Raw genomic sequence first — 25,347 nt, 5'->3', positions numbered from 1 at the left:
ATAGCATCGGCCGCGCGGGCGCATTCTGCGATGTCAGAGCGCTGTCTACGTAAAACGTTTAGATTGCACTGAGGCGTTCTCGAAAAATCAACGCTTTGCGTATGGCGTTCCGGGGCGTCGCGCCCGAGAATCCGTGGCAGCGGAGGCAGGGGAGCCTCCATGTCAACGAGGAAGGGTGATGATCATGGAATTGAGTCGCAGGAGTTTTCTGAAAGGCGCCGCGAGCGTCGGAATCGTAAGTGCGGCGGCGGGGTTGGCCGGTTGCGCGCCGAGCGCGTCGAACGATGCGAAGAAGACGGCCGAAACCGATCCCGCTCAGGCGAGCGCCGCGGTTTCGCAGCGCCCGACCGGCTATATGTGCGATGAAAACTGGCTGGGCAGCGCGCCCGAGATCGCCGACGCCGACATCGCTGAGACCAAGAGCTTCGACGTCGTGGTGGTGGGCGGCGGCCACGCCGGCACCCAGGCCGCGCTCGCCGCAGCCCAAGAGGGCGCGAAGGTTGCCGTCATCGAGAAGCACAAGGACGGCGAGATCGTCTACCGCGGCGACGACATCTGCTCGTACAACTCCAAAATGCTTGAGAGCTGGGGCTTCGGGCCGTACGATCTCGAGGAGATCGTGAACGAGTACGTGCGTCGCGCGGCGGGGCGTTGCAACACGGCGGTCATCCGCTCGTTCGTGTACAACTCAGGCGAGATGATGGACAACCTGGCCTCGATCGTGCCCGACACGTCCACCGTGTTCGACTACGAAGGCCGCCAATGCACGGTGCAGGTCGCCCACGAGCAGCCCGACGGGTCCGCCTATCCCATCGAGAAGGCCGGGTACAAGCAGTGGGCGTCCACCGTTCAAACGCTCAGCACCATGAACGAGGCGCCGGTGGGCAAAAACCAGCTGACGGGCGTCACACGCCTGGCCGAACTGGAAATATACAGCCGAGAAGCTGCCGAAGACCTCGGCGCCCAGTGGTTCTGCGAGCAGACGGCCGTGACGTGCGTGCAGGGCTCCGACGGTGCGGTGACCGGCATCATCGCTCAGGATGCCGACGGGAAGTACGTGAAGTACGAGGCGGCCAAGGGCGTCATTCTTTCCACGGGCGATTTCGGCGCGAACTACGATATGGTGTGGGAGCTGTGCTCGGAATGCGGAGAGAACGCCGAGCGTCACGGCGTGCCGAAGGAGTCGCTCATCGGTATGACCGACTGCGACGGCTCGGGCCACAAAATCGGCTGCTGGGCCGGCGGCGCCATCGAGAGCCACCCGCGTCCCGTGGCGGGCAGCGCGCCCGTCATCGGCTTCGGCCCCATCGGCTCCACGCCGTGCCTGTGGGTGAACAGCCTGGGCAATCGCTTCATGAACGAGGAAATGAGCAGCAGCTTGCTGCCGCAGTCCATTCGCCAGCCCGTTTCCGAAGACGGCACCATTGGCAACATGGCCGTCACCGACAAGAACTATATGGCCTACATCGAGAAGGCCGGTATCGACCACGGCTCGCCGAACTGGGGCTTTCCCGAAGGGTTCGACCGTTTCACTGCCGCGATGGAAGGCAAGCCCGAAGGCGGTGCCGTCACGGTTCCCTCGCTCGTTATCGCCAGCGTGAGCGACCAGATGGTGCAGATGCTGTCCACGAAGGTGTTCAAGGGCGACACGGTTGAGGAAGCGTTCAAGAGCGCGGGCCTCACCGGCGACGCGTTGAAGAACGCCGTTGCCACGGTGGAACACTACAACGAGCTGTGCGCGCAAGGGTCCGACCCCGAGTTCGGCAAGAGCGCCGACACGCTGCTCCCCCTCACCGAGCCCCCGTTCTACGTGTACCCGCAGGCGACCACCGCGCTGTACGGCCCCGGCCTCAACACGCTGGCAGGTCTGTGCGTGACGGGCGACTACGAGGTGCTCAACATGGCCAAGACGGCGGTCATTCCGAACCTCTACGCGGTGGGCAACGTCATGGGCGAGCGCTACGGCAACTCGTACAACTGCCCCTCGGCCGGCAACAACATGGGCAACGCCCTGACGAGCGGCCGCGTGGCCGGCAAGAAGGCCGCAGCAAAGTAGCCGATTCGTGCGGCCCACCCGAATAACCCTCCCCGTTCGCGGTTGGGCCGGTGACGAGAGGACCTGTGTTTCACGTGAAACACAGGTCCTTTTCTGTGCAGATACGCCGAATAAGCGCGCGGCGGCGTGCGCAGGCGTGGCGGTAAGCTCTACACTGATCACAACGCATGACTTACTTGTTTGAAAGGATAAGGCAATGGCCGATCGTGAAGTTGAAAACTCCGACGTCGAGGTTCCCGAGATCCCCGAGATTCTGGAGAAGGTGCTCCTGTTCTCGCTGGACGAGGCCAAGGAGAAGATGTCGCAGGGTGCCGAAGTGGTGCCGTTCACGGCTCTCGTGGTGAAGGAGAACCTGTTCATCGAGAACCATCCCGCCGATACGGCCGAGGAATGCTTCAATCTCGCTCGTCATACGGTGGAGCATGCCCGCGGCGCTGCGGCGTACGCGCTGTGCTATGACGGCTACATCGAGACGGACGACGGTGTGAAGGACGCGATCATCGCCGAGGGCGGCGTGCCGGGCGAAGACGAAGGCTATGCGGTGAGCTATCTGTACGAGACGGACGACGAGGGCAACCTGACGTTCGAGGAGGAGCCGGCCTACGTGGGCGAGGCTCCGAACTTCATGATTGCCCTGAGCGAAGCCGATTCGTATGGCGAAGACGACATCGACGAAAAGTACCTCGAAGACGACGAAGCCTCCGACGAGGAATAGCAAGCGAGCGTTTCGCACTATCAGCGGTAGCCTGCGAGCGCGAGCGGGCGTGCGTGTGAGCTGCGGTCCTTCGGGGCCGCAGCTTTTTTGTTAGATCGACGTGTGCTGCGCGCTGGAAATGCGCTGGATTCGGAGGTGCGCGGCGTGGAAACCGCGTTCGTTTTGCGCTTGAAATGCGCAACATCCAGAAAGTTCTGCGCTGGACGCACGCCATCGTTTTGCCAGATGGGCTTGCTATCATGGTACCTACGATGTTCGGCACGATGTGAGAACATGGCAAGTGTGGCGAAAAGATGCGGAAACGATGAGCACAAAGGTTGTGCTGGTTGAAACGGATCCGGTTTGCTAGAATAGTCAGGCTAATCCTGCCCCGGCTATCTTGCCTTCTCAGCACCGGGGCCGTAAAGACCAAAGGAGGTGAGCTGATGAAGGCTTATGAATTGCTGTTTTTTGTCGCTCCGTCTATCGACGAGGAAACCCGCGCCGCTGTTATGAAGCGTATCGACACCACGATCGCTGACGCAAAGGGCACGGTTGACAACGTCGACAACTGGGGCAAGCGTAAACTCGCTTACGAGATCAACGGATTGACCGATGGTGACTACACTCTCATCGATTTCCACGCCGATCCCGCCGACGTTGCCGAACTCGATCGCGTTCTGCGTATTACCGACGCTGTGGAACGCCACATGATCGTTAAGCGCACCGACCGCGACTAGGACGACGTAGGGGACCTGGGCAACGAAACCCAGTGTCCGGCATGAGAAGAGGTAGATTCACATGAGCATCAACCGAGTTATCATCAGCGGTAACCTTACTCGCGACCCCGAGCTTCGCTCCACCGCGAGCGGGCTTCCCGTGCTGGGCTTCGGCGTGGCGGTCAACGACCGTCGCAAGAACCAGCAGACGGGCGAGTGGGAGGATTACCCGAACTTCATCGACTGCACGATGTTCGGCGCGCGTGCCGAAAGCCTTTCCCGTTACCTGAGCAAGGGCACGAAGGTGTCCATCGAAGGCAAGCTCCGTTGGAGCCAGTGGGAGCGAGAGGGCCAGAAGCGCAGCAAGATCGAAGTGATCGTCGACGAGCTCGAATTCATGTCGAGCCGCAACGATTCGTCGTCGTACGGTGGCGGTATGGGTGGCGGCTACTCCGCTCCCGCAGCAGCCCCTGTGGTTGCCGCGCCGGTGGTTGATGCCTCTTCTTCGGTATATGACGAAGACATCCCGTTTTAAGCGACACGAAAGAGGTTAGAAATGTCCGATTACGCGAAGCAGCCGCGTCGCAAGTTCTGCCAGTTCTGCAAAGAGGACGCGCAGTACGTCGACTACAAAGATACTCAGATGCTGCGTAAATACGTTACCGACCGCGGGAAGATCAAGCCGCGCCGCGTGACGGGTGCTTGCACCCAGCACCAGCGTGACATCGCGAACGCTGTGAAGCGCGCTCGCGAAATGGCTTTGATGCCCTACGCGGTTCCCGCCATCAGCGGCCGCGGCGACCGCCGCAGTCGCTAGGCGCAAGGAGGAACCATGAAAGTCATCCTGCTCCAAGAACTGAAGGGTAAGGGCGGTGAGGGCGACGTCGTCGACGTGGCTCCCGGTTTTGCCAACAACTACCTGCTCCCGCAGAAGATTGCCATGCTCGCTACGAAGGGCAACCTGAAGCAGCTCGAGCAGCGCAAGCACAACATTGCGAAGCGCGAAGAGAACCGCGTAGGCGATGCTGCCAAGATCAAGGAGACGCTTGACGGCACGCTCGTCAAGGTTGAGGCCAAGGTGGGCGAAGAGGGTCAGCTGTTCGGTTCCGTGACCGCGCAGATGATCGCCGACGCCATCAAGGCCGCGACGGACGTCGACGTTGATCGCCGCCGCATCGAGCTCGGCCATGCCATCAAGACGGCGGGCCAGCACGAGGTTACGATCTCTCTGTACCGCGACATCAAGACGACGGTGAAGCTGTTCGTCGGCGGCGCCGACGATATGGCCGAGCCGGTTGAGGCTGAGGTCGAGGTCGTCGAGACGGCTGAAGAAGTTGTCGAGACGCCGGCTGAGGAGACCGCCGAGGCCGCTGAATAAGCAGCCTGCGGAATCGCTCGAAAAATAGTTTTCCACAACCCTCGGTTGTGGAAACAGTGGAAAACCCCCTTCCGCCTGATGGGCGCGGAGGGGGTTTTCTTGTGTCGGTGGAGAACTTTTTACGCCTACGAGCTGCACAAAATTAACTGATGACCTGCGATTACCGTTGCAGTATCATAAGGTCTCACGCCATTCGAGAGGGAGATAGAGCATGCCCGGACCCGCGCCGTATAGCGCCGATTTTGCACCGGAAGAGACCTCGGTTGCCGACCATCGCAAAATCGAACCCCAGAACATCGAGGCGGAGAAGTCCGTCCTTGCCGCTTGCATGTTGAACCAGGCGGCCATCGAGGAAGTTGCCCCGAAGCTGGTCAAGGAGAACTTCTACCGCGTTGCCCATCAGCACATCTACGAGTCCATGATGGACCTGTACGTGCGGCATATTCCCATCGACCACATTTCGCTGGCCGACAACCTCAAAGCCATGGGCACCTTGGACGCCGTGGGCGGCAAAGCCTACCTCATCGAGCTGGCCGATAACACGTTCGCTCTCACCAACTGGCAGAACCACCTGGAAATCGTCAAGCGCACGTCCATCCTGCGCGAGCTCATCCGCGCGTCCGCTTCGATTACCGCATTGGCCTACGACGCGCCCGACGATTTGGGCGTGGTGGTTGAAGAAGCCGAGAAGACGCTGTTCCACGTTACGGAGAAGCGCGTCTCGTCCGCATTCAAACGCATGGACATCCTGCTCACCGAAGCCTTCGAAGAGCTGACGAAACTGGCCGAGCAGAAGGACAGCATGGCCGGCATCCCCAGCGGGTTCAAGGACGTGGACGATCTGTTCCACGGCTTCCGCGGCGGCGACCTCGTCATCCTGGCCGCTCGACCCGGTGTCGGCAAAACGTCGTTCGCCCTGAACCTGGCCACGAACGCCGCCAAGTCGGGCGCCACGGTCACGTTCCTCTCGCTCGAGATGAGCGCGGCGCAGCTGGTTCAGCGTATTCTCTGCGCCGAAGCCCGCGTGAACCTGTCGCGCCTGCGCGCCGGCCAGGTGCAGGAGTCCGACTGGGGCGCCATTGCCGATGCGTCGAACACGCTGTCCAAGCTGGACATGTTCATCGACGATACCCCGTCGTTGTCCATCCTCGAGCTGCGCGCGAAGGCCCGCCGCGAGCTGCGCTCCGCCGAGAAGGGCATCATCATCGTCGACTACCTGCAGCTCATGTCCCCGCCGCAGTCGCGCAAAGACGGCAACCGCGCCGTCGAGGTCGGCGAGATCTCCCGAGGCCTCAAGGTGCTCGCGAAGGAAATGGACATGCCCGTTATCGCGCTGTCGCAGCTGTCCCGAGCGGTGGAAATGCGCGGCAAGAAGCGCCCCATGCTGTCCGACCTTCGCGAATCGGGCTCCATCGAACAGGACGCCGACATCGTCATGTTCATCGACCGCAGTATGGACGAGATCGAAGCCGAGAGCGAAGACCGCCCCGACATGGGCTCCGCCGAGCTCATCGTGGCGAAACACCGTAACGGTCCCACGCGCGACATCCCCCTCGCCTTCAACGCGGAGTACACGCGCTTCATGGATTTCATCGACGATTCGCGCGCGGGCGGCTATATGTAAAGCCCCTGTTGAGCCGTTTCGCGGTACACTGGGCCTATGTCGAAACGCGTTACATTTATCCATGCAGCAGACCTCCATCTCGGGGCGCCGTTTCGTGGGCTGCGCGCGCTTTCGACCAAGTGGGCGAATCGCCTGCTCACGGCTATTCCGGAGTCGTACGACCGCATGATCGACGCCGCCATCGCCCGCGAGGTGGACTTCGTGGTGGTGTCGGGCGACATCTTCGACGACGCCCGTCCGTCGTACGGCGATTACCTGCACTTCTTCAGCGGTCTCGAACGGTTGGGCGAAGCGGGCATCCCCGCCTACCTCGTGACCGGCAACCACGACCCGTACACGTCGTGGCAGCACGATTTCTTCTCGCTGCCGCCGAACGCCACCATGCTTCCCGGCGATCGTCCGGGCTTCGCGTTGGTGGAGCGCGACGGCGAGCCGCTCTGCCTCATCGGCGGCCGCGGCTACTACAATCAAACGTGGCCGATGGACGAATGCATCGCCGAAGGCGTGACGCGCGCCGCTGCCGAGCAGGCGCTTGCAGCCGAGCATCCGCGCGCCGCCGAAGCGCCGTTCGCGGTGGGCCTGTTGCATACCGGCCTCAATCTCGACCCGGTGAAGGCGCCCGTTGACCCGCCCGTGCTCATGCGCGCGGGAATGGATTACTGGGCGCTCGGCCATATCCACATGAAGTACGCCTACCCGTCGTTCGACGATCCGCGCCTCGTGTTCTCGGGCTGCATCCAAGGGCGCGACATCAAAGAGACCGGCGAGCGCGGCGTGTACCAGGTCACCCTCAAAGAGGGTATGCCGAACGACCTCGAATTCATCCCCACGGCAAGCGTTGTGTGGCAGCGCATGCGCGTCGACGTGTCGGATTGCGCGAACTTGCCGGACATCACCGACAAGATCATGCGCGAACTGTTCCGCGAAAACGGCAAAGCGCATTGCGAGGAGATGGTGGTGCGCATTGCGCTCGTCGGTTCCACGCCGTTGCACGCGATGCTTGAACGCAAGGACGTGCTTTCCGGCCTGCGAAAGCATGTGAACGACGCGTACTCGGCGTTCTTCTGCGACGCGCTGGTGAACGAAACCGTGCCGCCGCGCGACAAGGAGGCCCTGCGTCGCGAAGGGTTGTTCCCCGCCGTGTTCTTGCAGGTTGCCGACGCGCAGCGCCGCAATTCAGACGAGTCCATCGCCTTCTTGCAGGACGAGTTTCTCAAGAAGAACATCCAGCTGCCAAGCGCCTACACGCGCAATATCGACAAGCTGGCCGAATCGGCCGAAAACCTCGTGCTCGACTTGCTCGCTCAGGATGATGACCGATGAAGGCATCGTATCTGCAACGCATCAAGATCGACAGCTTCGGCGCGTTCTCCAACAAAGTGGTGGGGCCGTTCGGCCCGCACCTCAACGTGGTGTTCGGCCAAAACGAAGCGGGCAAGACCACGCTCGCATCGTTCGTGGGCGGCGTCCTCTTCGGCTGGGAAGAAGCCCGCGGCAGCCGCAACACCTACAAACCGATAAACGCCGAACGAGCCGGGTCGCTGTTCTTCGTTGAGGATGAGGGAGATGGCTCCCAAGACGAACGCATCCTCTCCCGCGTTCGCAATAGCGACGGCCTGCAGGGCGATGCTTCCCTCGTGGCCGACATCGACAAGGAAACGTTCCAAACGATGTTTTCGCTCACGAGCGACGAGCTGCGAACGCTGCGCAACACCACCGACGTCACGGCGAAGCTGCTCACCGCCGGGTCGGGCACCGGCGCGTCGCCCGCGCATGCGCTGGCCACCGTGCAGGAGCGCCTCGCCGAGTACACCTCGCGCGCCGCCGGCATCGAGCATTCCATCGCGAACCTCACGGCGCAGCAAAGCGACCTGCGCGCCCGTATGGCCGCAGCCGCCGAAGAAGCCGAGCGCTTCAAACGCCAGGACAAGGAATTCCGCGAGCTCGAGCCGCAGCGCAACGAGCTGCTGACGCGCCTCGACGCGCTCAACACCGACATCGAGACGCTCGCGGCCACGCGTGCGAATATCGAGAAGCTCGACCGCGAGATAGATTCGCTGACCGACCAGATCGCCTCCCTCCACGATGAGGAAGACGTGCTGGTCACGACGTATTGCGCCCACACGAGCGGCGTATCCGAACTGGCGAAGCTGGGCACGTCCGACGAGCGTGCCCTGCGCGATCAAATCGATTCACTCGCCGTCGACGAGGCGAAATGCGAGCACGCCGTGGATTTGGCGCAGGACAACTTCGCCACCTCGAAGGCCGCCTACGAGGCGCTGCTCGAAACCGCGGACGCCCAGGCTCAGCACGAGCGCTCGCGTCGCCAGCGCGGCGTGCAGGTGGCACTGTCCATCGTGCTGCCGCTCGGGTTCATCAGCGCGGGTCTGCCGCTGTTCATCCATGGGCGCGAGATCACCAGCTTGTCGTTCACCGCTGTCGGCGTGGGCCTTATCGTGTTCGCCATCATGCTGGCCCTGGCCGCCATGGTCATGCTGTTTCGCCCCAACAAAGAAGAGGACGCGAAGGAAGCGCGCAAGCAAGACGCCCAGTGGGTCATGCTGCAGGATAAAAAGAAACTTGAAGCGTGCCTCGAGAGCCAGGAAGCGTTCAAGGTGCGCGCCCGCGCGCAGCTCGATGCGGCGGGATTGGCCGATGCGAACGGGTCGCTGCGCCGCTCGCGCACGCTGCTCGACGAAGCAAAGGACGCCCGCGCCGAGAACAACCTGTTCCAGCAGCGGCTGCAAGCGCTCATTTCGCGCCGCAGCGCGCTCGAGGAAAGCCTCGCATCCGCGAAGCGGCAACGTCGGCGCCTGTACGAGCGCATCGACCTGCGCTCCGAACGCACGATCGAAGCCGTCGATGACGCGCTCGCGCAGAAGTCGCAGCAACGCATGGGCCTGCTCGAAACGAGCGAGGGGCTCAACCGACGCTACGGCGAACTCAAGCAAGAGCTCTCGCACGCCGAGCACCTGCACGATTTCGACGAACTCAAGCTGCTCTACCAGCAGGTGCGCACCCGTCAGGACGAGAGCGCGCAGGAGTACGCCCGCTTGCTGCTGGCGCGCCGCATGTTGGAATCCGCCATCGCCACTTGGGAGAGCAAGAGTCAACCCGAGGTGTATCGCCAGGCCAGCCGTCTGCTTTCGCTCATGACCGACGGCCGATGGACGAAGGTGTCGCTCACGGCGGAAGGCCGCTTGCAGGTGACCGACGCCGTGAAGACCACGCGCGACCCCGTGCAGCTGTCGCTCGGCACGTGCCAGCAGCTGTATCTGTCGCTGCGCATCGCGCTGCTCATGACCGCCGACAACGTGGGCCGCGCCGTGCCCATCCTGGCCGACGACATCCTTGTGAACTTCGACTCCACACGCCGCGCCGGCGCCGCCCGCGCGCTTGCCGAGCTGGCCCGCATGCGCCAGGTGGTGTTGTTCACCTGCCATGAAGAAATCGTCGAGACGATGAGGGAAGCCGATCCGACGCTGAATGAAGTCGAACTGTAATATACTGTGAGTCTGCGATCCAAACACCGAAAGGAAACAGAGACATGCCGAGCACGGTACTGATTGGCGCCCAGTGGGGCGACGAAGGCAAGGGCAAAGTCACCGACCTGATCGCCAGCGAATATGATTACGTGGTGCGCTACCAGGGCGGAAACAACGCGGGCCACACCGTTATTCACGGCGACAAGAAGCTCGCGCTGCACCTCATGCCTTCCGGCGTCATGTACGAGCATGCGGTTCCGGTCATCGGCAACGGCGTGGTGGTGGATCCGGGCGTGCTCATCAAAGAAATGGCCATGCTCGAGGCCGAAGGCATTTCCTGCAAGAACCTCAAAATCTCGTGCGACGCGCACGTCATCATGCCGTACCACAAAGACTTCGACGGCGCCGACGAGAAGCGTCTCGGCGACAACAAGATCGGCACCACGAAGCGCGGCATCGGCCCCTGCTATCAGGACAAGGTCGCGCGCAAGGGCATCCGCATCCAGGACCTGCTCGACGAGAAAATCTTCCGCCTGAAGCTTGAGGCGGTGCTGTCCCAGAAGAACCCCATCCTCGAGAAGATCTACGGCCTGCACACCTACACGGTCGAGGAAATCTGCGAGGAGTACCTCCCCTACGCGCGCATCCTCAAGCCGTACATGGCCGAAACGGCGCAGCTGCTGAACGAAGCGGTGCGCAACGGCAAGTCCATCCTGTTCGAGGGCGCGCAGGGTACCCTGCTCGACATCGACCACGGCACGTATCCCTATGTCACGTCCTCTTCGTGCTGCGCCGGTGGCGCAGCGACGGGCACCGGCGTGGGCCCCAAGGTCATCGATCGCGTGCTGGGCATCCAGAAAGCGTACGTCACGCGCGTCGGCGAGGGCCCGTTCCCCACGGAGCAGCGCTTCCCCGAAGACGGCGGCCAGGGCGAAGAGGCCGAGGTCGGCGAGCTTCTGTGCAAGGTCGGGCACGAGTTCGGCGTGACCACGGGCCGCAAGCGTCGTTGCGGCTGGTTCGACGCGGTCATCGCGCGCTACGCGGCCGAGGTCAACGGCCTCACCGACGTGGCGCTGACGAAGCTCGACGTGCTGTCCGCCTTCGACACCATCAAGGTGTGCACGGCGTACGAGTGCGACGGCAAGCTGTACGACTACTTCCCCATGCAGCAGAGCGTGCTGTTCCACGCGAAGCCCGTGTACGAAGAGCTTCCCGGCTGGAAGGGCGTCGACATCACCGAGTGCCGCACGTTCGAGGAATTGCCCGAGAACGCGCAGCGCTACGTGGAGTATCTTGAGAAGATCACCGGCGTGCCCGTAAGCATCATCGCCGTCGGCCCCGATCGCGACCAGACCATCATGCGAGGCTGGAACTAGTAAAACAGCGTCGCGCTCCGCGCTCCCCCGGTTGTCATCCTGAGCGCAATCGAAGGATCCTCCTCAAAGAGCGCGAAGCGCGACACTTGGCTCGGAGCGGCATTCGGAATGTTTCACGTGAAACATTCCGCAACGATTGGGTTTGAAAGGACCTGGTATGAACATCTTGGTATTGGGCGGCGGCGGTCGCGAACATGCCATCACGTGGGCGCTTGCGAAGTCCCCGCGTACCGACAGCCTTTTCGTGGCGCCGGGCAACGGCGGCACGTCCGATATAGCTCAGAACGTGACGGGCCTCAACGCTGAGGACGGCCAGGCCGTGCTCGCGTTCGTACGCGAACACGGCATCGACCTCGTGGTCATCGGCCCGGAAGCCCCGCTCGTGGCGGGCGTGGCCGACGTGCTGCGCGCCGAGGGTATCGCCGTGTTCGGCCCCGACGCGCAGGGCGCGCAGCTCGAGGGCAGCAAAACCTACAGCAAGGAATTCATGGATGCCAACGGCATTCCCACGGCGCGCTACGCCAGCTTCACCGAGCTCGAACCGGCGCTCGCCTACGTGCGCGAACTGGGCGCGCCCATCGTGGTGAAGGCCGACGGCCTCGCTGCCGGCAAGGGCGTCATCGTGGCCGACGAGTTGGAAGACGCGGAAGACGCCGTGCGCTCCTGCTTCGACGGCGCGTTCGGCGACGCCGGCAACATCGTGCTGATCGAGGAATGCCTCACCGGCCCGGAGTGCTCGCTGCTCGCTTTCGTCACGGGCGGCAAGGCCCACTGCATGGTGACGGCGCAGGATCACAAGCGCGCGTTCGACGGCGACCGCGGCCCCAACACGGGTGGCATGGGCGTCTACTCGCCGGTGCCCATCGTGGAAGCCGCCGAACTCACCGCCATGCGCGACATTATGCAGACCGCCGCTGCGGCAACGGCGCGCGCGCCATTCGAGCACGACTACCGCGGCGTGCTGTACGGCGGCTTCATGCTGACGCCCGAGGGCCCGAAGATGCTCGAGTTCAACGCGCGCTTCGGCGACCCCGAGACGCAGGTGGTGCTGCCGCGCCTCGAGTCCGACCTCGTGGATATCATGCTGGCCGTGGCCGAGGGTCGTCCCGACGACATCGACCTGCGCTGGTCCGAGCAATGGGCCGTGTGCGTGGTGTTGGCGAGCGAAGGATATCCGGGCTCGTACGAAAAGGGCAAGGTCATCCTCGGCATCGACGAGGCTGAAGAAATCGAAGGCGTGACGGTGTTCCATGCCGGCACCGCCAAGAACTTCGACGACGAGCTGGTGACGGCGGGCGGCCGCGTGCTGAACGTGGTGGCACTCGGCGACTCGTTCGACGACGCTCGCGAAAAGGCGTACGAAGCTTGCGACCTCATCAACTTCGAGGGCAAGCAGTACCGCAGCGATATCGGAAAACGCGCGGCTGCCGGCCGCGCAGCGTGGGAGAACTAATGCTTTCAGAACGTATGCTTACGTCCGTCGTGCGTCAATGCACGAAGAGTTACCTGCGCCTCGAACCCACGCAGGAACGTATGGTTCCCGCTCCGGTTCCCGGCCAGAAGTATATGCTGTACATGCACGTGCCGTTCTGCGAGCGGCTGTGCCCGTACTGCTCGTTCAACCGCTTCCCGTTTGCGGAAGATCGCGCCGTGCCCTACTTCGCCAACATGCGCAAGGAAATGCTCATGTTGAAGGACCTCGGGTACGATTTCGACAGCCTGTATGTGGGGGGCGGCACGCCTACCATCATGATCGACGAGCTGTGCGAAACCATCGACCTCGCGCGCGAGACGTTCTCCATCGGCGAAGTGTCGAGCGAGACGAACCCGAACCACCTCATCCCGTCGTACTTGGACAAGCTGCAGGGCCGTGTGCAGCGTCTGTCGGTGGGCGTGCAGAGCTTCGACGACGACCTGCTCAAGCAGATGGACCGCTACGACAAGTACGGCAGCGGCGCGGAAATCCTCGAGCGCATCGGCGAGGCGAGCCCTTACTTCACCTCGCTCAACGTGGACATGATCTTCAACTTCCCGGCTCAAACCGAGGACGTGCTGTTCAGCGACATCGAGAGGGTGGTGGCCAGTGGCACGAGCCAGACCACGTTCTACCCGCTCATGGCGTCGCCGAGCGTCGCGCGTTCCCTTGCGCGTACGGTGGGCAAGGTGGATTATGCGCGTGAGCAGCGCTTCTACGAGATCATTTCCGAAGTGTTGGCCGGCGGCGACAATCCGCTGTTCGAGCACGGCAGCGCCTGGACGTTCAACAAGCGCGGCACCGGTGCCGCGGGCGAAGACGCCATGATCGACGAGTACGTGGTCGATTACGAGGAGTACCCCGCCATCGGCAGCGGCGGCATCACCTACCTCGGCAACAACCTGTACGTGAACACGTTCTCCGTGAACGACTACAATGCCGCTATCGAAAACGGCCGCATGTCCCTCATGGGCAAGACGACGTTCTCGAAGCACGATCGCATGCGCTACCGCTTCATGATGCAGCTGTTCGGCCTGCGCCTCGATAAGCGCCAGTTCAAGAAGGACTTCGGCTGCACGGTGGAGCGCGGTCTGCCCGTGGAGATGGCGTTCATGAAAGCGTCCGGCGCGTTCGACCACGACAACGCCGACGAGCTCACGCTCACGCCGAAGGGTCGCTATCTCATGGTGGTGATGATGCGCCAGTTCTTCATCGGCGTGAACAACCTGCGCGATCAGGCCCGCTCCGCGCTTGTCGGCGAAGAGCGCGAATTGATTTTCGGCGACGGCAAGTAGCCGAATCCGCTCCGTATGCATGCGCCCGCACGGTAACGTGCGGGCGCTTTGCGTTCGCCGTAAATAGTTGACGGCGCAATTGTTTCGACAACCCCCCGTGTTGTAAGTGTTATGATGGTCAGTCAAAGACGCTGAGGCGTCTATTGCCTGATGGGGTAAGGAAACAGCGCAGATATGATCGACCGGGTCAAGCATAACGCAGGTTTCACGCTCGCCGAGCTGCTGCTGAGTATCGCCATCATCATGGTGCTCGCCGCCATCGCCATACCCTCCATTATCACGGCTCAGAACAACATGCGCATGGTGGAGCTCAACAACGCCGCCCAATCCATAGCCAACGCCGCCCAAACCCAAATGACCGCCATGAAGGTATCGGGTACGTGGCTGGCGCTTGTCGAGGATGCCGACGGCAAGGTGCAATACCCCACATCAAGCACTTCCACCGACACTTATTATATGGTCGCTGACTCTTCAGGAGCCCTGAAAGGCGCGCGCGACAACGGGGTTGTCCCCGGTTTGTCCATCGACGACACGGTGCGACGCGGCGACTTCGTCATCGTGTTCAAAGCTTCCACGGCAAGCGTCGTCGAAGTGTTCTACGCCGACGGCAAAACAGGCTTCTTCGGCGAAGCTCCCGAAAGCACGAATGCAGCCCAGTCGTACTATGCAGGCGGCTCGGGAAACACCGCGCAGGCAGCCCGCATGGCGAACGGCCCCATGATCGGCTACTACCAAGGCACCCCCGCCGGTGCCACCGACGCCGTAGCCCTCGAAAACCCCGTGATCTGGGTGGATGAGCGAGGTCGTCTTTGCGTTCAAGACCCGAATCTGAGCACGAACGCGGATGCTAAAACGACGACCGAGATTGTTGTCTCGTTACCAGGAGGAGCTTCGCTTACCCTTTCCGGATTGGATGGGTCGGCTCGCTCTTATGCGATTTCGTCAGGTGAAAACACTGCGCTGTTCAGCAACTCTTCCGAGAAGACACATATCTACGATCTTTTTGCGCGAGAAGGCTCGACCGAAGCAAATACGTACGTTATCGACTTGAACGACCTTAAGAGCATGCTTAAGGACTCTGATTTCGAGGCTGTTCTGGATGAGCTTTCGACATCGAAGCAAACGCTCGATGTTCATGTGGAAGTTGCCCCCGCGAACGTGACGACCTTTACGGTGACCGCCAAGGCCGATGCGCGCATCGAATGGCCGGAAAAGGTGGCAACGCTCACGGTTTTGGTGACGAACCCAGCGCTTGACGCGAAAAACAATGGAGGAAAGTCGTCAGCCAGCCATATATCGGGAACGTATGTGGACCCTCAAACCAAATTGATTACTGATTCGGGCGATAGCCCTGTTACAGGTCTTTCCATGAAGCAGCAGGAGAAGGTGTTCGAACTCGCAGAAGCAGGAATCGAAACATCGCCAGTCTTGCAGGCTGAGAACATTGAGTCGTCTCGACAGTCGTACTCTGGCGGTTGGGTGAAACTGGCTGATGCGGTTAGCCAAGCGGATCCTGACGAGCATGTGAACGTCTACGCCCAAGTGACAGCCGGAAGCTATACTTCGGATAAAGAAGCAGGGGTGGACGTCTCTTCAATGAGGAATCCGGGCACCGTCGAACACGACCTCTTGTGGTCCAACGGAGGCATTTTCATGCCTTCTGGAGCAAGCCATGCTTATCAGGTGTACGAGATATGGATCAATGGCGAGCGAGCGGGTTATCTGCGGCAAGGTGAATGGGTGTGGGAAGAGACGGATCTGGGAAGTCAATTCTCCCCATGCGTTGATCCGATCACATCCAATTCCACAGAGGTAAAAATCAATCTGTCGAAATTGTATGAAAACGTACCTCAAGATGCGGATGGCTATGAAGTGTACGTCCGCACCACGCCGAATGCGGATGAAGTGAGGCAGTATTTTGCGGACAATATGAGCAGAATCAAAGACTATTTTGTCGGAAAGAGCAGAACAACTGGCATGCGTGGCGTTAATCTGGGCGCTCCGATACGTCAGCCATTCGAGAACGAATTTGGCGCGTCTTCTACGGTCGGTCTGTACAATATCACGTCTTCGGCACCGACCGACACCTACGCTTCCGAGAGCGTGCTGTCCAGTGGAAGCTCGTACTTCGGTAATGATGATATTCGAATATACTATTCGGCAACTACGGCGATAGCATGGAAAGACGGCGCTGCCAACGATAGCGTATATACGGAAGCCCCTAGTGCTCAACTGTGGGGGTTTAAAAAGAGCGACCAGTACAAGAACTCTCTTCCTGGAGCCTATGTAACCAATCCGAGAAGCTCGGGCGTTCCGTATGCCCTCACCAGCACCACGTCGGCCGATTTCGAGTTGTCCACTGCACGTGATGGTCTTTTCTATCGCATTCTCGACTATCGAGACGAAAACGGAAATCGCATAGATGGCCTAGGTTTACAGTACGTGACTTATTCTGTGCAGAGTAATGGGAAATATGCGAGCATTGCTGACGGTCCGAGCAAAGTAGGATCTTCATTCTCGGGCTGGGATGTCGGAACAGACAGTACATGGCAAAGCGATCCGTTCAAGGTTGCCTCCGACGGTAAGGTGGTGGCGGATTATGAGTCGAAGCTCAAATACGGGATGGTGAAGCTGACGGCGTCTTACGCTGCTTTAGGACTCATGTATTTGGAGTTCGATACAGCCGGTGCGCTCAGTGGCTATTACGGGTATCTTTCCTCAGGGAACGGCTCTGCTGTAACTAAGGATTTGACGAGTACTCAAGTGGTGGATTCGTGGGGCTACTATGTTGTGGTTCCCGAAGGGCGATCCGCGCCAACTGCGTTGAAGGATTCCGTGGGACTCACGGGAGAAAAAGTGACGATCAAATTGAACGATGCAAACTACGATGCATATCGTTTAGCTTCGGGAAGCAATGCTCAGAAGCAAGCAACGCAAAAAGTGTCGTATGCAGCTACGAGCAATGGAACCACGCAGACGGGAACCTTCTCAATCAATCTGAATTTCGCCGCCGCCATTGCGCTTGGAGATGGCAACGCGCAGACGGAGACGACAACCAACGTCAATGGCGAAGCGATGCCTGCTTGGAATGTTCGCCATGCGGATCAATTTGTAGGTGCTCTTCAGGGATCAAGCCAGAGCGAAAGTGAAAAAATCGTACGAAAGTACGTTAGTGATAGCTTTCACCAGACCTGCGATATCGATATGGCACAGCGTTCGGTCAATAATGGAGTGTTCTCCAATGATGGAGAGGGGTCCGTTTTTCGCGGTATCTATGATGGCGGAGACTATAGCATTTGGAATGCTCATGTTAACTCGATAAACTCTAAGCGAGTTCAAATTGCGGGCGAGTCTACTTCTACACGAGGGTCGTCGGTGTTGTTCCCTCGTGTTGCGGGGACTTTGTCTGACGAGGGTACCGTAGAGAAAGCGTGTCTCAAGAATATTCATATGCACGAAGATTTAAGCGGTTACCCTGAGTCTTCATATGCTTGGATTTGGGATTATGACGACTCGTTTACCAATATCGGTTTACTCGCAGGGTCTGTTTCTCAATCGGTTCTTAGCAACTGCAGCGTAGAGGGAATTGCGTCAAATGATGTTCCCGTTGCGAGTATTGGTATTGTTCAAAAAAGTGCCAATATTAGCGGCTGGGGTATTCTTGTTGGTCGAGCTCAAGACTCCGAATTGACGGGTTTGAAGGCGAATAGTATAAAGCTCACTTCCTCCGGTAATAATGAAAGTGCGAGTTGGGGAACTGACGTATGCTTCGGTTCGATCGTTGGCTATGCTCTAAATACCAATATCGAGAAAAGCGAAGCAATTGACGTTACGATTGGTACAAAAACCCAAGCGTACCATGCTTACCAAGGAAGAATCATGGGTGCGGGGGGATTAGTGGGCTATCTGGACGGTTCTTCAGGACTGGACGGATGCTTGGTTACGAATGTCAAGCTACAAGGCCCGGCAAATCAAGTTGATGAAAAGAATAAGCTTATCGCTGGTGCACTTGCGGGTCGGGAAAACACAACAGGAGAGATAAAGAACAGCACGTACAAGAATGTGATTCTGGTAAGGGATGTGTTGCCGGATATCGTACTGGGAGCTTCTATTTCTATTCCAGAAAACGTTGCGAGTCCTGACCCTGCCCCCGATCCTTCGGGTGAAGATGTTGCGGAAGACGAGAGCTCGGCGAATTCCGAGGTGCAGGAAGAAGTTCCTGCACCGGAGAATGCCAATCCAGATCAAATACCTGTAGCGCCTGCTGGAAAAACAGAAACAGAAGTCAAGGACGAAGGCCAAGAAGGCGAAAATGATACCGGAAGTTCTTCATGAGCGCGAATGCTAACAAGCGTCGCGGAATGGTCGTCGATGAGCGCGGTGCCTCTATCGTCATCGCGCTCGTGTTCTTCCTCATTTGCGGGGTTGTGGGTTCGGTTGTGGTTACGGCGGCTTCCGTTCAGGCGAAGTCGGTGGAGACGCATGTCGATTTGCAGCAGGATGAGTACACGATGCAATCGGCTGCGGAGCTTGTTGCTCAGCAGCTGGGAGGAGAAGACCTGACGTGGAATAAAAAATCGGTCGTTGTGAAGGTCTCATATGCCGATGGAAAGACTGTAGTCGATATTGGCGGTGTGGCTTCTTCGTTAGGTCAAAGCCTTTGGACGCAAAGTCAAACTGATGCCATACTTGCAAAGCGTGCAAAAGGGGAGTCGTATGTTGTTGGCGCTTCAGATGACAATCGTCTGAAAATCGAATCGAAAGTGATGAGCAATCTTAAAACGGTATACGGGAAAATCACGATCGATCCTGATCTCAATATAACCGTTGATCTGTCCTTAAGCCCGTCGCTTTCAGCGGATTCTCAGTACAACATGACCGTGTACATTCAGTGCACTCCTTCGTATGACGTGAAGGGTCGACTTGTTGAGTTCTCGTACGGTGACAACACGGTCATCGAGAAAACGTCGGGGGGCGCGTCATGATGAGGCGCGCGTTCGACAAATTCCGTCGAAAGATTGTCGATCAACGAGGCGATTCGATGGTTGAGGCGCTCACCGCCATTCTGATCGCGGTGTTGGGGGCGACGATGCTCGCGACGATGGTGATGGCTTCCGTCAGCGTTGCGGCAAGAAGCGAGCGTGCGCTGAGTGCATCTTATGCAGAGGAAACCGCGCTCATGACGTCGTCGGCCAACAGCAACAGTATCACGGTAACCATGCCGAATGGGGCAGACAAGCCAGGGAGTGATACTCAAGAAATCAAGGTAATGTACTATACCTCGAATAACTACACCTACTACTGCGAAGGGCAATCAAAATGATCCTTCGTTCAAGTGTGGCGCATGTGCGCGAACGCCTGCGGGATACGCGGGGGTTTATGCTGGCGGAGCAGCTTGTCAGCATCATCTTTATAGGGCTGTTGTGTATCGCTGTGGCGGCGGGGCTTGGTGCGGCTATGTCGTCGTATGCCAAGATTACGCTGCAGACACAGGCTGATGCCATGCTGTCGCAGGCGGTGGAAGTGGTGAGCAACGAGCTGGTGTACGCTTTGGGCGTAGAGGACGGCTCAACCAAGTTCACGAGCGCGACCCTGCATGAACAAGCGACGCTGGCAAGCGGCAAAGAGAATCCCGGCATCTGGCTGAAAGCCAGCAGCGATTCGTGTCTCGTACCAGTAGAAAACGGCCTCACGCCAACGCTCGATAATCTTGAGTACAACGCGTCCACTCGAACCTGGACGTTCGGTATCACCATCAATTCAGGCGGAAAAACGCTTGCTGGAACCACTATGACCGTGAAGAGGATAGGATCGTAAATGGCCTACAAACGCTTGGGTGACGTGCTGATCGATGCGGGCCTCATCACGGATGAGCAGCTTGGGCACGCCCTCAAACAGCAGAAAGTGACGAAGCGACGCCTGGGCGACGAGCTTATCGCCGAGGACGTCATTACGGAAGCGGGCCTCATCGAGGCGCTGCAGATGCAGCTGGGCGTGGAATTCATCGACCTGTCGCAAACGGACCTCGACCCCGAGATGAGTCGTGTCATTTCCAAAAACGTCGCGCGGCAGTATAACGTGGTGCCGGTGCGCACGTCGCCCGAAGAAGTGTACCTCGCCATGAGCGACCCGCTGAACTTCATGGCCATCGAGGCGGTGAAGAACGCCACGCGCAAACGCGTGGTTCCCATGGTGGCCACGCAGGATTCCCTCATGCGTGCCATTATGACGCTGTACGGCAACGAAGGCGCCGCGCGCGCCATCGAGGAAATGAAGCGCGACGTGCGCGCGACCGGCTCGGACGATGCCGCCGCCGGCTCGTTCCAAACCTCGACGCTCGGCGATGACGCCGACGCGCAATCCGCTCCCACCGTGCGCCTCGTGAACAGCATCATTGAGCGCGCCGCAACCGAGCGTGCAAGCGATATTCACCTCGAGCCGCGCGAAGCCGACCTGCATGTGCGTATGCGCATCGACGGCGTGCTGCGCACCATCCTCACCGTGCCGAAGGAATTGCAGGCGTCTGTCATCTCGCGCCTGAAAATCATGGGTGGCATGAACACGTCCGAACGCCGCGTGCCGCAGGACGGCCGCGCGAACATTCGCCTCAAGAAGCAGGACATCGACCTGCGTATCAACACGCTGCCTACCATCCATGGCGAGACCGTGGTCATCCGCCTGCTCGACAAGAGCGAGTCGCTGTTCGACCCGTCGGGCATCGGCCTTGAAGGCGCGAACCTTGAGAAATACCAACGCCTCATCGGCTCGAACAACGGCATGGTGCTCATCGTCGGCCCCACCGGCTCGGGCAAGAGCTCAACTATGTACACGATGATTCGCCAGCTCAACACCGATTCGGTGAACCTCGTCACGCTGGAAGACCCCGTCGAATACAACATCGACGCGGTGAACCAGGTACAGATCAACGAGAAAACGGGCATGACGTTCGCGAGCGGTCTGCGTGCCATTTTGCGTCAGGACCCCGACATCGTGGCTGTGGGCGAAATCCGCGACGGCGAGACGGCCGAGATCGCCATGCGCGCCGCCATCACCGGACACCTCGTGCTGTCCACCGTGCACACGTACGACGCCGCATCCACCATCGACCGCCTCATCGACATCGGCGTGGAGCCGTACCTCATCGCGAGCGGCGTGCGCGGCGTCATCTCGCAGCGCCTCGTGCGTAAGGTGTGCCCGCATTGCCGCGAGGAGTACCGTCCCGACGCCGAAGAATTCGACGCCATCGGGCTGCACTACGATCCGAACATGAAATTCTATCGCGGCTCGGGCTGCCCCATGTGCTTCGGCACGGGGTATCGCGGGCGCACGGGCGTGTTCGAGATTCTCGTTATCGATCGCGCGCTGCGCAGCCGCATCACGGGCGGCGCCACGCGCGAGGAGCTCAAGGACGCCATCGAGCAAAGCGGTTCATTCAAGACGATGGAAGACAGCTGTCGCGAACTGGTGCTTTCGGGCGTTACCACCGTCGCGGAAGCGCGCAAGACCATCACGGCCCTCGAATAAGAGAACAGGAATCTCAGCCATATGAACGTTGAGCAGATCATAGACCTCGCGCACCAGGTGAACGCGTCGGACGTGCATCTTGTGTGCGGGCTGCCCGTGAAGTTCCGCGTGGGCGGGCACCTCATGGACGCCGGCATCGACGGGGACGCTCCGCTGTCGCACGACGACTGCGAACAGCTTGGCCGTGAGCTGGCCGGAGGCGATTTCGACCGCATCAAGCGCATCGGCGAGCTCGACCGCGCCGATACCATCGCCGACGTGCGTGTGCGCATCAACCTGTTCCGTCAGCAGGGGCACGTGAGCGCCGCGCTGCGCCTGCTGTCCGATCGCATTCCCGCGCTCGAATCGCTGGGCCTGCCGCCCGCCGTCATGGAGTTCCCCCGCATTCAGCGCGGCATCGTGGTGGTAACGGGCGAGACGGGCAGCGGCAAGTCGACCACCCTTGCAGCGCTCATCGACTCCATCAACCATACGCGCGCCGAGAACATCATCACGATGGAAGATCCCATCGAGTACATCTACACGCCTGATCAATCCATCATTTCGCAGCGTGAAATCGGGCAGGACACCGAAACGTACCACAACGCCCTGCGCGCTGTGCTGCGCGAGGACCCCGACATCATCCTCATCGGCGAGATGCGCGATCTCGACACCATCCAAACGGCCCTCACGGCAGCGGAAACGGGCCACTTCGTCTTAGCGACGCTCCACACGAAATCGGCCGCAGACTCCATCGACCGCATGGTTGACGTGTTCCCCGAAGGGCTGCAGCGTCAGATTCGCATGCAGCTGTCAACGTCGCTCGTGGCGGTGCTGTCGCAGCAGCTGCTGCCGCGCCGCGACGGCATGGGCCGCTCGCTCGCCTGCGAGCTCATGATGGTGACGCCGGCCATTCGCAACCTCATCCGCGAGGGGAAAACGCCGCAGATCGCAAGCGCCCTGGGCACGTCGGCCGCTGCGGGCAGCGTGACCATGGACAACGCGCTCATCGCGCTTGCGCGCAACCGCGAGATCACGTCCGAGACAGCCGTCGGCGCCGCGCATGACGTCGACTTCGTGAGAAAGAATCTTCGCTAATGCCCACCTTTACCTACACCGGAGTAACGATCTCCGGCGAACGCGTGGACGGCGTAGTCGAGGCGTTCGACGAGATCGAGGCCATGGAGCGAGCGCGCGAGCTGTGCCGCGTCGTGCAAAGCGTCAAGCAGGTGCGCGAAGGCAAGAACCTGCTCACCATGGACATCACCAAGCCCAAGGCCAAGCAGAAAAACATCGCCATCATGTGCGCGCAGTTCGCCACCATTTTGAACGCGGGCCTGTCCATGTCGCGCGCGACGACGTTGGTGCGCGATCAAACGAACGACAAGTATCTCAAGCGCGTGCTGACGGAGGTTGCCGAAGACGTTTCGGCCGGTCATGGCCTGGCGGAGAGCTTCCACAACAAGGGCGAGAACCTGCCGCGCGTGTTCATCGAGACGGTTCGCGCTGGTGAAGAGAGCGGGCATTTGCCCGAGAGCTTCGAGCGGCTGCACGATTACTATGACAAGCGTGCGAAAGTGGCGGCGAAGGTGCAAGGCGCCATGACGTACCCGATTTTCGTGGCCATCATCGCCGTGGTGGTTGTGGCCATCATGATGGTCATGGTTATCCCGTCGATGACGGGCATGATCTCGTCGCTGGGCGCCGACACTCCCGCTATGACTCAATTTTTGATTGATGCTTCCGATTTCGTTCGGAACAACATCGTGGTTATCGTGGTGGTCATCGCATTGATTATCGTGGGCGCTAAGCTGTACGCGAACACCGAACCGGGCAAGATGGCGTTCGCGGTTCTCAAGCTGAAGCTGCCGGTGCTGGGCACGGTGGGCGTCTATTCGGGCGCGGCGCAGTTCGCGAACACGATGGGCATGCTGGTTGCTGCCGGCCTACCCATCACGCGCGCCGTGGCCATCACCTCGCGTGTGATGAGCAACTATGCCTTGTCGCGCGAAGTGGGGCGTTTGGAAGGCGGATTGGAAGAGGGCCGCACGCTCGGCGAGGGGTTGGAAGCGGCGAGTTTCTTGCCGCGCACACTCGTTGAGATGACGACGGTGGGCGAGCAAACCGGTGAACTCGAGGGCACGTTGGAGACGATGGGAACGTTTTACGACGACGAGACGCAGCGCGTGACCGACAAGGCGCTTTCCCTGATGGAACCCGCTTTATTGGTGCTCATGGCCGTGTTCGCCGGATTCATCGTTATCGCCCTGTATTTGCCCATGTTTTCGTTGTATGCTGCGATGTAGCATTTTATGGCACCCGGGGGTGTCGAAATTGAAACATCGTGCAGAGAGAAGCGGGATGAGGTTCGAGCCTGGATGGCTCGGGCAACGAGAAAGGATCAAACTGTGAAAGAGATGATAAAGAGGGTAAGAGAGGATCGTGGCGGCTTCACGCTCGCCGAGCTGCTGATCGTAGTTGCGATCATTATGGTTCTCGTGGCCGTGGCAATACCTGTGTTTACGAGTGCAATGGATAGTGCAAATATGGCTGTTGGTCGTTCGGCTGGACGATCCATTCAGTCTGAAGCGACTTCTGCATATCTGACGGATACTACTATTACCGACAAGACCTCGGAAGTTACCTTCTATGCAAAAGTTGATAAAAACGGCAATGTTACCGATTTTGGTAAGACTGAAATTGCTGGAGCAACGGATGTTACGGGCGGCTTGTCCGATGATGCTGCGAAGACTCTTGGTGCGGCAATTGCGGCTAGCGCTGACGGTGAGGCTGTAAGCGTTAAAATAAAGGGAGATAAGGTTACCGGTTAGTAAGTCCGTGACCCTCCCTTTCAGCATCCTAACTCCGGTGCAGGCGGCGATCCTTTTGGGGATCGCCGCCGTACTCGGTGCTTGCTTGGGAAGTTTCGTGAACTGCCTGGCGTGGCGGCGGGCCAACGGCGAAAGCGTGTTGGCTGGCCGCAGCCATTGCACGACGTGCGACCATGTGCTGGGCGTGCCCGACCTGATCCCGATTGTCTCGTGGCTCGTGCTGCGCGGCCGGTGCCGTCATTGCGGCACGAAGGTCAGTCCCCGCTACGTGATCGTCGAAGTGCTCATGGCGGCGTTGTTCATGGCGATGGCCGTGCGCTACGGCATCTCGGTGCAGACGGCAACCTACCTGGTGCTCATCTGCATCCTCATGGCGGTTGCGCTCATCGACCTGGACACGTTCACCATTCCGAACGGGTTCGTGCTTGCGGGGTGCGCGCTGTGGCTCGTTTCTATCTGGTTCATGCCCACGCCGAGCGCGGATGCCTTCTCGGTTGGCAGCTTGTTTGCCAGCTGGATTCATCCGGGTGGCGCGGTGGCGCTTGACGGCATTGCGGGCGCCGTGGTGGTTGGCGGCGGCGTGCTGGTGATGTCGCTCGTGTTCGATATGGTGACGAAGCGTACGTCCCTCGGGGGCGGCGACGTGAAGTTGCTGTTCATGGTGGGGTTGTTCTTGGGACTGGCAGGGTCGTTGCTCAACTTGCTGGTGGCGTGTGTGATGGGCTTGGTGTTTGCTCTTGTCCAGGGGCTTTCGGCTCCGTCCTCTTCAGCCGAGGGCGAAAGCGTCCGGACAAGAGCGATCCCGTTTGGGCCGGCCATCGCCGCGGCAACGACGTTTACGTTGCTGGCGGGGCCGACTATTCTCACGTGGTATGCGGGGTTGTTCTGACAGGTACGCAGCGGTTGAAAGGA

Annotated in this window: 21 protein-coding genes; all 21 read left to right on the top strand. The window is 60.0% G+C overall.

The features are described from left to right. The first annotated feature begins 178 nt into the window (after nucleotides 1-178). The 21 genes from C1876_RS02480 (at nucleotide 179) to C1876_RS02380 (ending at nucleotide 25,324) form a co-directional block, all read left to right on the top strand. Nucleotides 179-2,056 carry an FAD-binding protein gene (locus C1876_RS02480; RefSeq protein ID WP_244910001.1) on the top strand — a complete coding sequence of 626 codons (1,878 nt, stop codon included), beginning with the start codon at nucleotides 179-181 and terminating at the stop codon, nucleotides 2,054-2,056. Between the two features lie 196 nt (nucleotides 2,057-2,252). Next, the gene (locus C1876_RS02475; RefSeq protein ID WP_114545148.1) at nucleotides 2,253-2,771 is read left to right on the top strand and encodes a hypothetical protein; all 519 of its coding nucleotides are present in this window, start codon (nucleotides 2,253-2,255) and stop codon (nucleotides 2,769-2,771) included. 425 nt (nucleotides 2,772-3,196) lie between these two features. Further along, the gene (rpsF, locus tag C1876_RS02470; protein WP_101721120.1) at nucleotides 3,197-3,490 is read left to right on the top strand and encodes a 30S ribosomal protein S6; all 294 of its coding nucleotides are present in this window, start codon (nucleotides 3,197-3,199) and stop codon (nucleotides 3,488-3,490) included. 61 nt (nucleotides 3,491-3,551) lie between these two features. Beyond that, complete coding sequence (locus C1876_RS02465) at nucleotides 3,552-4,004, top strand: single-stranded DNA-binding protein (RefSeq protein ID WP_114545147.1); 453 nt, start codon at nucleotides 3,552-3,554, stop codon at nucleotides 4,002-4,004. A gap of 21 nt (nucleotides 4,005-4,025) precedes the next feature. Continuing rightward, complete coding sequence (gene rpsR / locus C1876_RS02460) at nucleotides 4,026-4,286, top strand: 30S ribosomal protein S18 (protein ID WP_114545146.1); 261 nt, start codon at nucleotides 4,026-4,028, stop codon at nucleotides 4,284-4,286. A gap of 15 nt (nucleotides 4,287-4,301) precedes the next feature. Further along, nucleotides 4,302-4,847, top strand: a complete 546-nt coding sequence (rplI, locus tag C1876_RS02455) for a 50S ribosomal protein L9 (RefSeq protein ID WP_114545145.1) — start codon at nucleotides 4,302-4,304, stop codon at nucleotides 4,845-4,847. A 211-nt stretch (nucleotides 4,848-5,058) separates the two neighbouring features. Continuing rightward, nucleotides 5,059-6,471, top strand: coding sequence for a replicative DNA helicase (gene dnaB, locus C1876_RS02450; protein WP_114545144.1), 1,413 nt, complete (start codon nucleotides 5,059-5,061; stop codon nucleotides 6,469-6,471). A 36-nt stretch (nucleotides 6,472-6,507) separates the two neighbouring features. Beyond that, a complete protein-coding gene (locus C1876_RS02445) occupies nucleotides 6,508-7,794 on the top strand; it encodes a metallophosphoesterase family protein (protein WP_114545143.1) in 1,287 nt (428 codons plus the stop codon). Further along, the gene (locus C1876_RS02440) at nucleotides 7,791-9,974 is read left to right on the top strand and encodes an ATP-binding protein (RefSeq protein WP_114545142.1); all 2,184 of its coding nucleotides are present in this window, start codon (nucleotides 7,791-7,793) and stop codon (nucleotides 9,972-9,974) included. Before C1876_RS02445 ends, C1876_RS02440 begins: the two co-directional genes overlap by 4 nt. Before the next feature lie 44 nt (nucleotides 9,975-10,018). Then, nucleotides 10,019-11,332 carry an adenylosuccinate synthase gene (locus tag C1876_RS02435; RefSeq protein ID WP_114545141.1) on the top strand — a complete coding sequence of 438 codons (1,314 nt, stop codon included), beginning with the start codon at nucleotides 10,019-10,021 and terminating at the stop codon, nucleotides 11,330-11,332. Nucleotides 11,333-11,489: 157 nt separating this feature from the next. Further along, nucleotides 11,490-12,785: a phosphoribosylamine--glycine ligase gene (gene purD, locus C1876_RS02430; RefSeq protein WP_114545140.1), complete on the top strand. Its 1,296-nt coding sequence runs from the start codon at nucleotides 11,490-11,492 to the stop codon at nucleotides 12,783-12,785. Next, on the top strand, nucleotides 12,785-14,101 hold the full coding sequence (locus tag C1876_RS02425) for a coproporphyrinogen III oxidase family protein (RefSeq protein WP_114545139.1): 1,317 nt from the start codon (nucleotides 12,785-12,787) through the stop codon (nucleotides 14,099-14,101). The genes purD and C1876_RS02425 overlap by 1 nt, the downstream gene beginning before the upstream one ends. A gap of 174 nt (nucleotides 14,102-14,275) precedes the next feature. Next, nucleotides 14,276-18,436, top strand: a complete 4,161-nt coding sequence (locus C1876_RS02420; RefSeq protein WP_114545138.1) for a pilus assembly FimT family protein — start codon at nucleotides 14,276-14,278, stop codon at nucleotides 18,434-18,436. Beyond that, entirely contained in the window at nucleotides 18,433-19,086 is a 654-nt protein-coding gene (locus tag C1876_RS02415) for a hypothetical protein (RefSeq protein WP_244910000.1), read from the top strand. Before C1876_RS02420 ends, C1876_RS02415 begins: the two co-directional genes overlap by 4 nt. Nucleotides 19,087-19,142: 56 nt before the next feature. Continuing rightward, nucleotides 19,143-19,424: a hypothetical protein gene (locus tag C1876_RS02410; protein ID WP_244909999.1), complete on the top strand. Its 282-nt coding sequence runs from the start codon at nucleotides 19,143-19,145 to the stop codon at nucleotides 19,422-19,424. Continuing rightward, nucleotides 19,421-19,918 (top strand): hypothetical protein, encoded by a 498-nt coding sequence (locus C1876_RS02405; protein WP_114545135.1) that lies wholly within the window; start codon nucleotides 19,421-19,423, stop codon nucleotides 19,916-19,918. The genes C1876_RS02410 and C1876_RS02405 overlap by 4 nt, the downstream gene beginning before the upstream one ends. Then, nucleotides 19,919-21,625, top strand: coding sequence for a GspE/PulE family protein (locus C1876_RS02400; RefSeq protein WP_114545134.1), 1,707 nt, complete (start codon nucleotides 19,919-19,921; stop codon nucleotides 21,623-21,625). 21 nt (nucleotides 21,626-21,646) lie between these two features. Further along, nucleotides 21,647-22,702, top strand: a complete 1,056-nt coding sequence (locus C1876_RS02395) for a type IV pilus twitching motility protein PilT (RefSeq protein WP_114545133.1) — start codon at nucleotides 21,647-21,649, stop codon at nucleotides 22,700-22,702. After that, on the top strand, nucleotides 22,702-23,910 hold the full coding sequence (locus C1876_RS02390; RefSeq protein ID WP_114545132.1) for a type II secretion system F family protein: 1,209 nt from the start codon (nucleotides 22,702-22,704) through the stop codon (nucleotides 23,908-23,910). The genes C1876_RS02395 and C1876_RS02390 overlap by 1 nt, the downstream gene beginning before the upstream one ends. Nucleotides 23,911-24,021: 111 nt before the next feature. Continuing rightward, a complete protein-coding gene (locus C1876_RS02385) occupies nucleotides 24,022-24,435 on the top strand; it encodes a type IV pilin protein (RefSeq protein ID WP_244910012.1) in 414 nt (137 codons plus the stop codon). A 7-nt stretch (nucleotides 24,436-24,442) separates the two neighbouring features. Beyond that, nucleotides 24,443-25,324 (top strand): prepilin peptidase, encoded by an 882-nt coding sequence (locus C1876_RS02380; RefSeq protein ID WP_114545130.1) that lies wholly within the window; start codon nucleotides 24,443-24,445, stop codon nucleotides 25,322-25,324. Nucleotides 25,325-25,347: the final 23 nt, after the last annotated feature.

Origin of the sequence: Eggerthella sinensis (assembly GCF_003339815.1) — a bacterium.
Classification (GTDB): Bacteria; Actinomycetota; Coriobacteriia; order Coriobacteriales; family Eggerthellaceae; genus Eggerthella; species Eggerthella sinensis.
Note: the sequence above shows the minus strand (reverse complement) of the source record. Positions and strands in the feature narration are given on the sequence as shown.

What these genes read in the sequence shown, in the direction of transcription:
- C1876_RS02480 (WP_244910001.1), top strand. Translation starts at nt 179, where the DNA reads ATGATCATGGAATTGAGTCGCAGGAGTTTTCTGAAAGGCGCCGCGAGC.
- C1876_RS02475 (WP_114545148.1), top strand. Translation starts at nt 2,253, where the DNA reads ATGGCCGATCGTGAAGTTGAAAACTCCGACGTCGAGGTTCCCGAGATC.
- rpsF (WP_101721120.1), top strand. Translation starts at nt 3,197, where the DNA reads ATGAAGGCTTATGAATTGCTGTTTTTTGTCGCTCCGTCTATCGACGAG.
- C1876_RS02465 (WP_114545147.1), top strand. Translation starts at nt 3,552, where the DNA reads ATGAGCATCAACCGAGTTATCATCAGCGGTAACCTTACTCGCGACCCC.
- rpsR (WP_114545146.1), top strand. Translation starts at nt 4,026, where the DNA reads ATGTCCGATTACGCGAAGCAGCCGCGTCGCAAGTTCTGCCAGTTCTGC.
- rplI (WP_114545145.1), top strand. Translation starts at nt 4,302, where the DNA reads ATGAAAGTCATCCTGCTCCAAGAACTGAAGGGTAAGGGCGGTGAGGGC.
- dnaB (WP_114545144.1), top strand. Translation starts at nt 5,059, where the DNA reads ATGCCCGGACCCGCGCCGTATAGCGCCGATTTTGCACCGGAAGAGACC.
- C1876_RS02445 (WP_114545143.1), top strand. Translation starts at nt 6,508, where the DNA reads ATGTCGAAACGCGTTACATTTATCCATGCAGCAGACCTCCATCTCGGG.
- C1876_RS02440 (WP_114545142.1), top strand. Translation starts at nt 7,791, where the DNA reads ATGAAGGCATCGTATCTGCAACGCATCAAGATCGACAGCTTCGGCGCG.
- C1876_RS02435 (WP_114545141.1), top strand. Translation starts at nt 10,019, where the DNA reads ATGCCGAGCACGGTACTGATTGGCGCCCAGTGGGGCGACGAAGGCAAG.
- purD (WP_114545140.1), top strand. Translation starts at nt 11,490, where the DNA reads ATGAACATCTTGGTATTGGGCGGCGGCGGTCGCGAACATGCCATCACG.
- C1876_RS02425 (WP_114545139.1), top strand. Translation starts at nt 12,785, where the DNA reads ATGCTTTCAGAACGTATGCTTACGTCCGTCGTGCGTCAATGCACGAAG.
- C1876_RS02420 (WP_114545138.1), top strand. Translation starts at nt 14,276, where the DNA reads ATGATCGACCGGGTCAAGCATAACGCAGGTTTCACGCTCGCCGAGCTG.
- C1876_RS02415 (WP_244910000.1), top strand. Translation starts at nt 18,433, where the DNA reads ATGAGCGCGAATGCTAACAAGCGTCGCGGAATGGTCGTCGATGAGCGC.
- C1876_RS02410 (WP_244909999.1), top strand. Translation starts at nt 19,143, where the DNA reads ATGGTTGAGGCGCTCACCGCCATTCTGATCGCGGTGTTGGGGGCGACG.
- C1876_RS02405 (WP_114545135.1), top strand. Translation starts at nt 19,421, where the DNA reads ATGATCCTTCGTTCAAGTGTGGCGCATGTGCGCGAACGCCTGCGGGAT.
- C1876_RS02400 (WP_114545134.1), top strand. Translation starts at nt 19,919, where the DNA reads ATGGCCTACAAACGCTTGGGTGACGTGCTGATCGATGCGGGCCTCATC.
- C1876_RS02395 (WP_114545133.1), top strand. Translation starts at nt 21,647, where the DNA reads ATGAACGTTGAGCAGATCATAGACCTCGCGCACCAGGTGAACGCGTCG.
- C1876_RS02390 (WP_114545132.1), top strand. Translation starts at nt 22,702, where the DNA reads ATGCCCACCTTTACCTACACCGGAGTAACGATCTCCGGCGAACGCGTG.
- C1876_RS02385 (WP_244910012.1), top strand. Translation starts at nt 24,022, where the DNA reads ATGATAAAGAGGGTAAGAGAGGATCGTGGCGGCTTCACGCTCGCCGAG.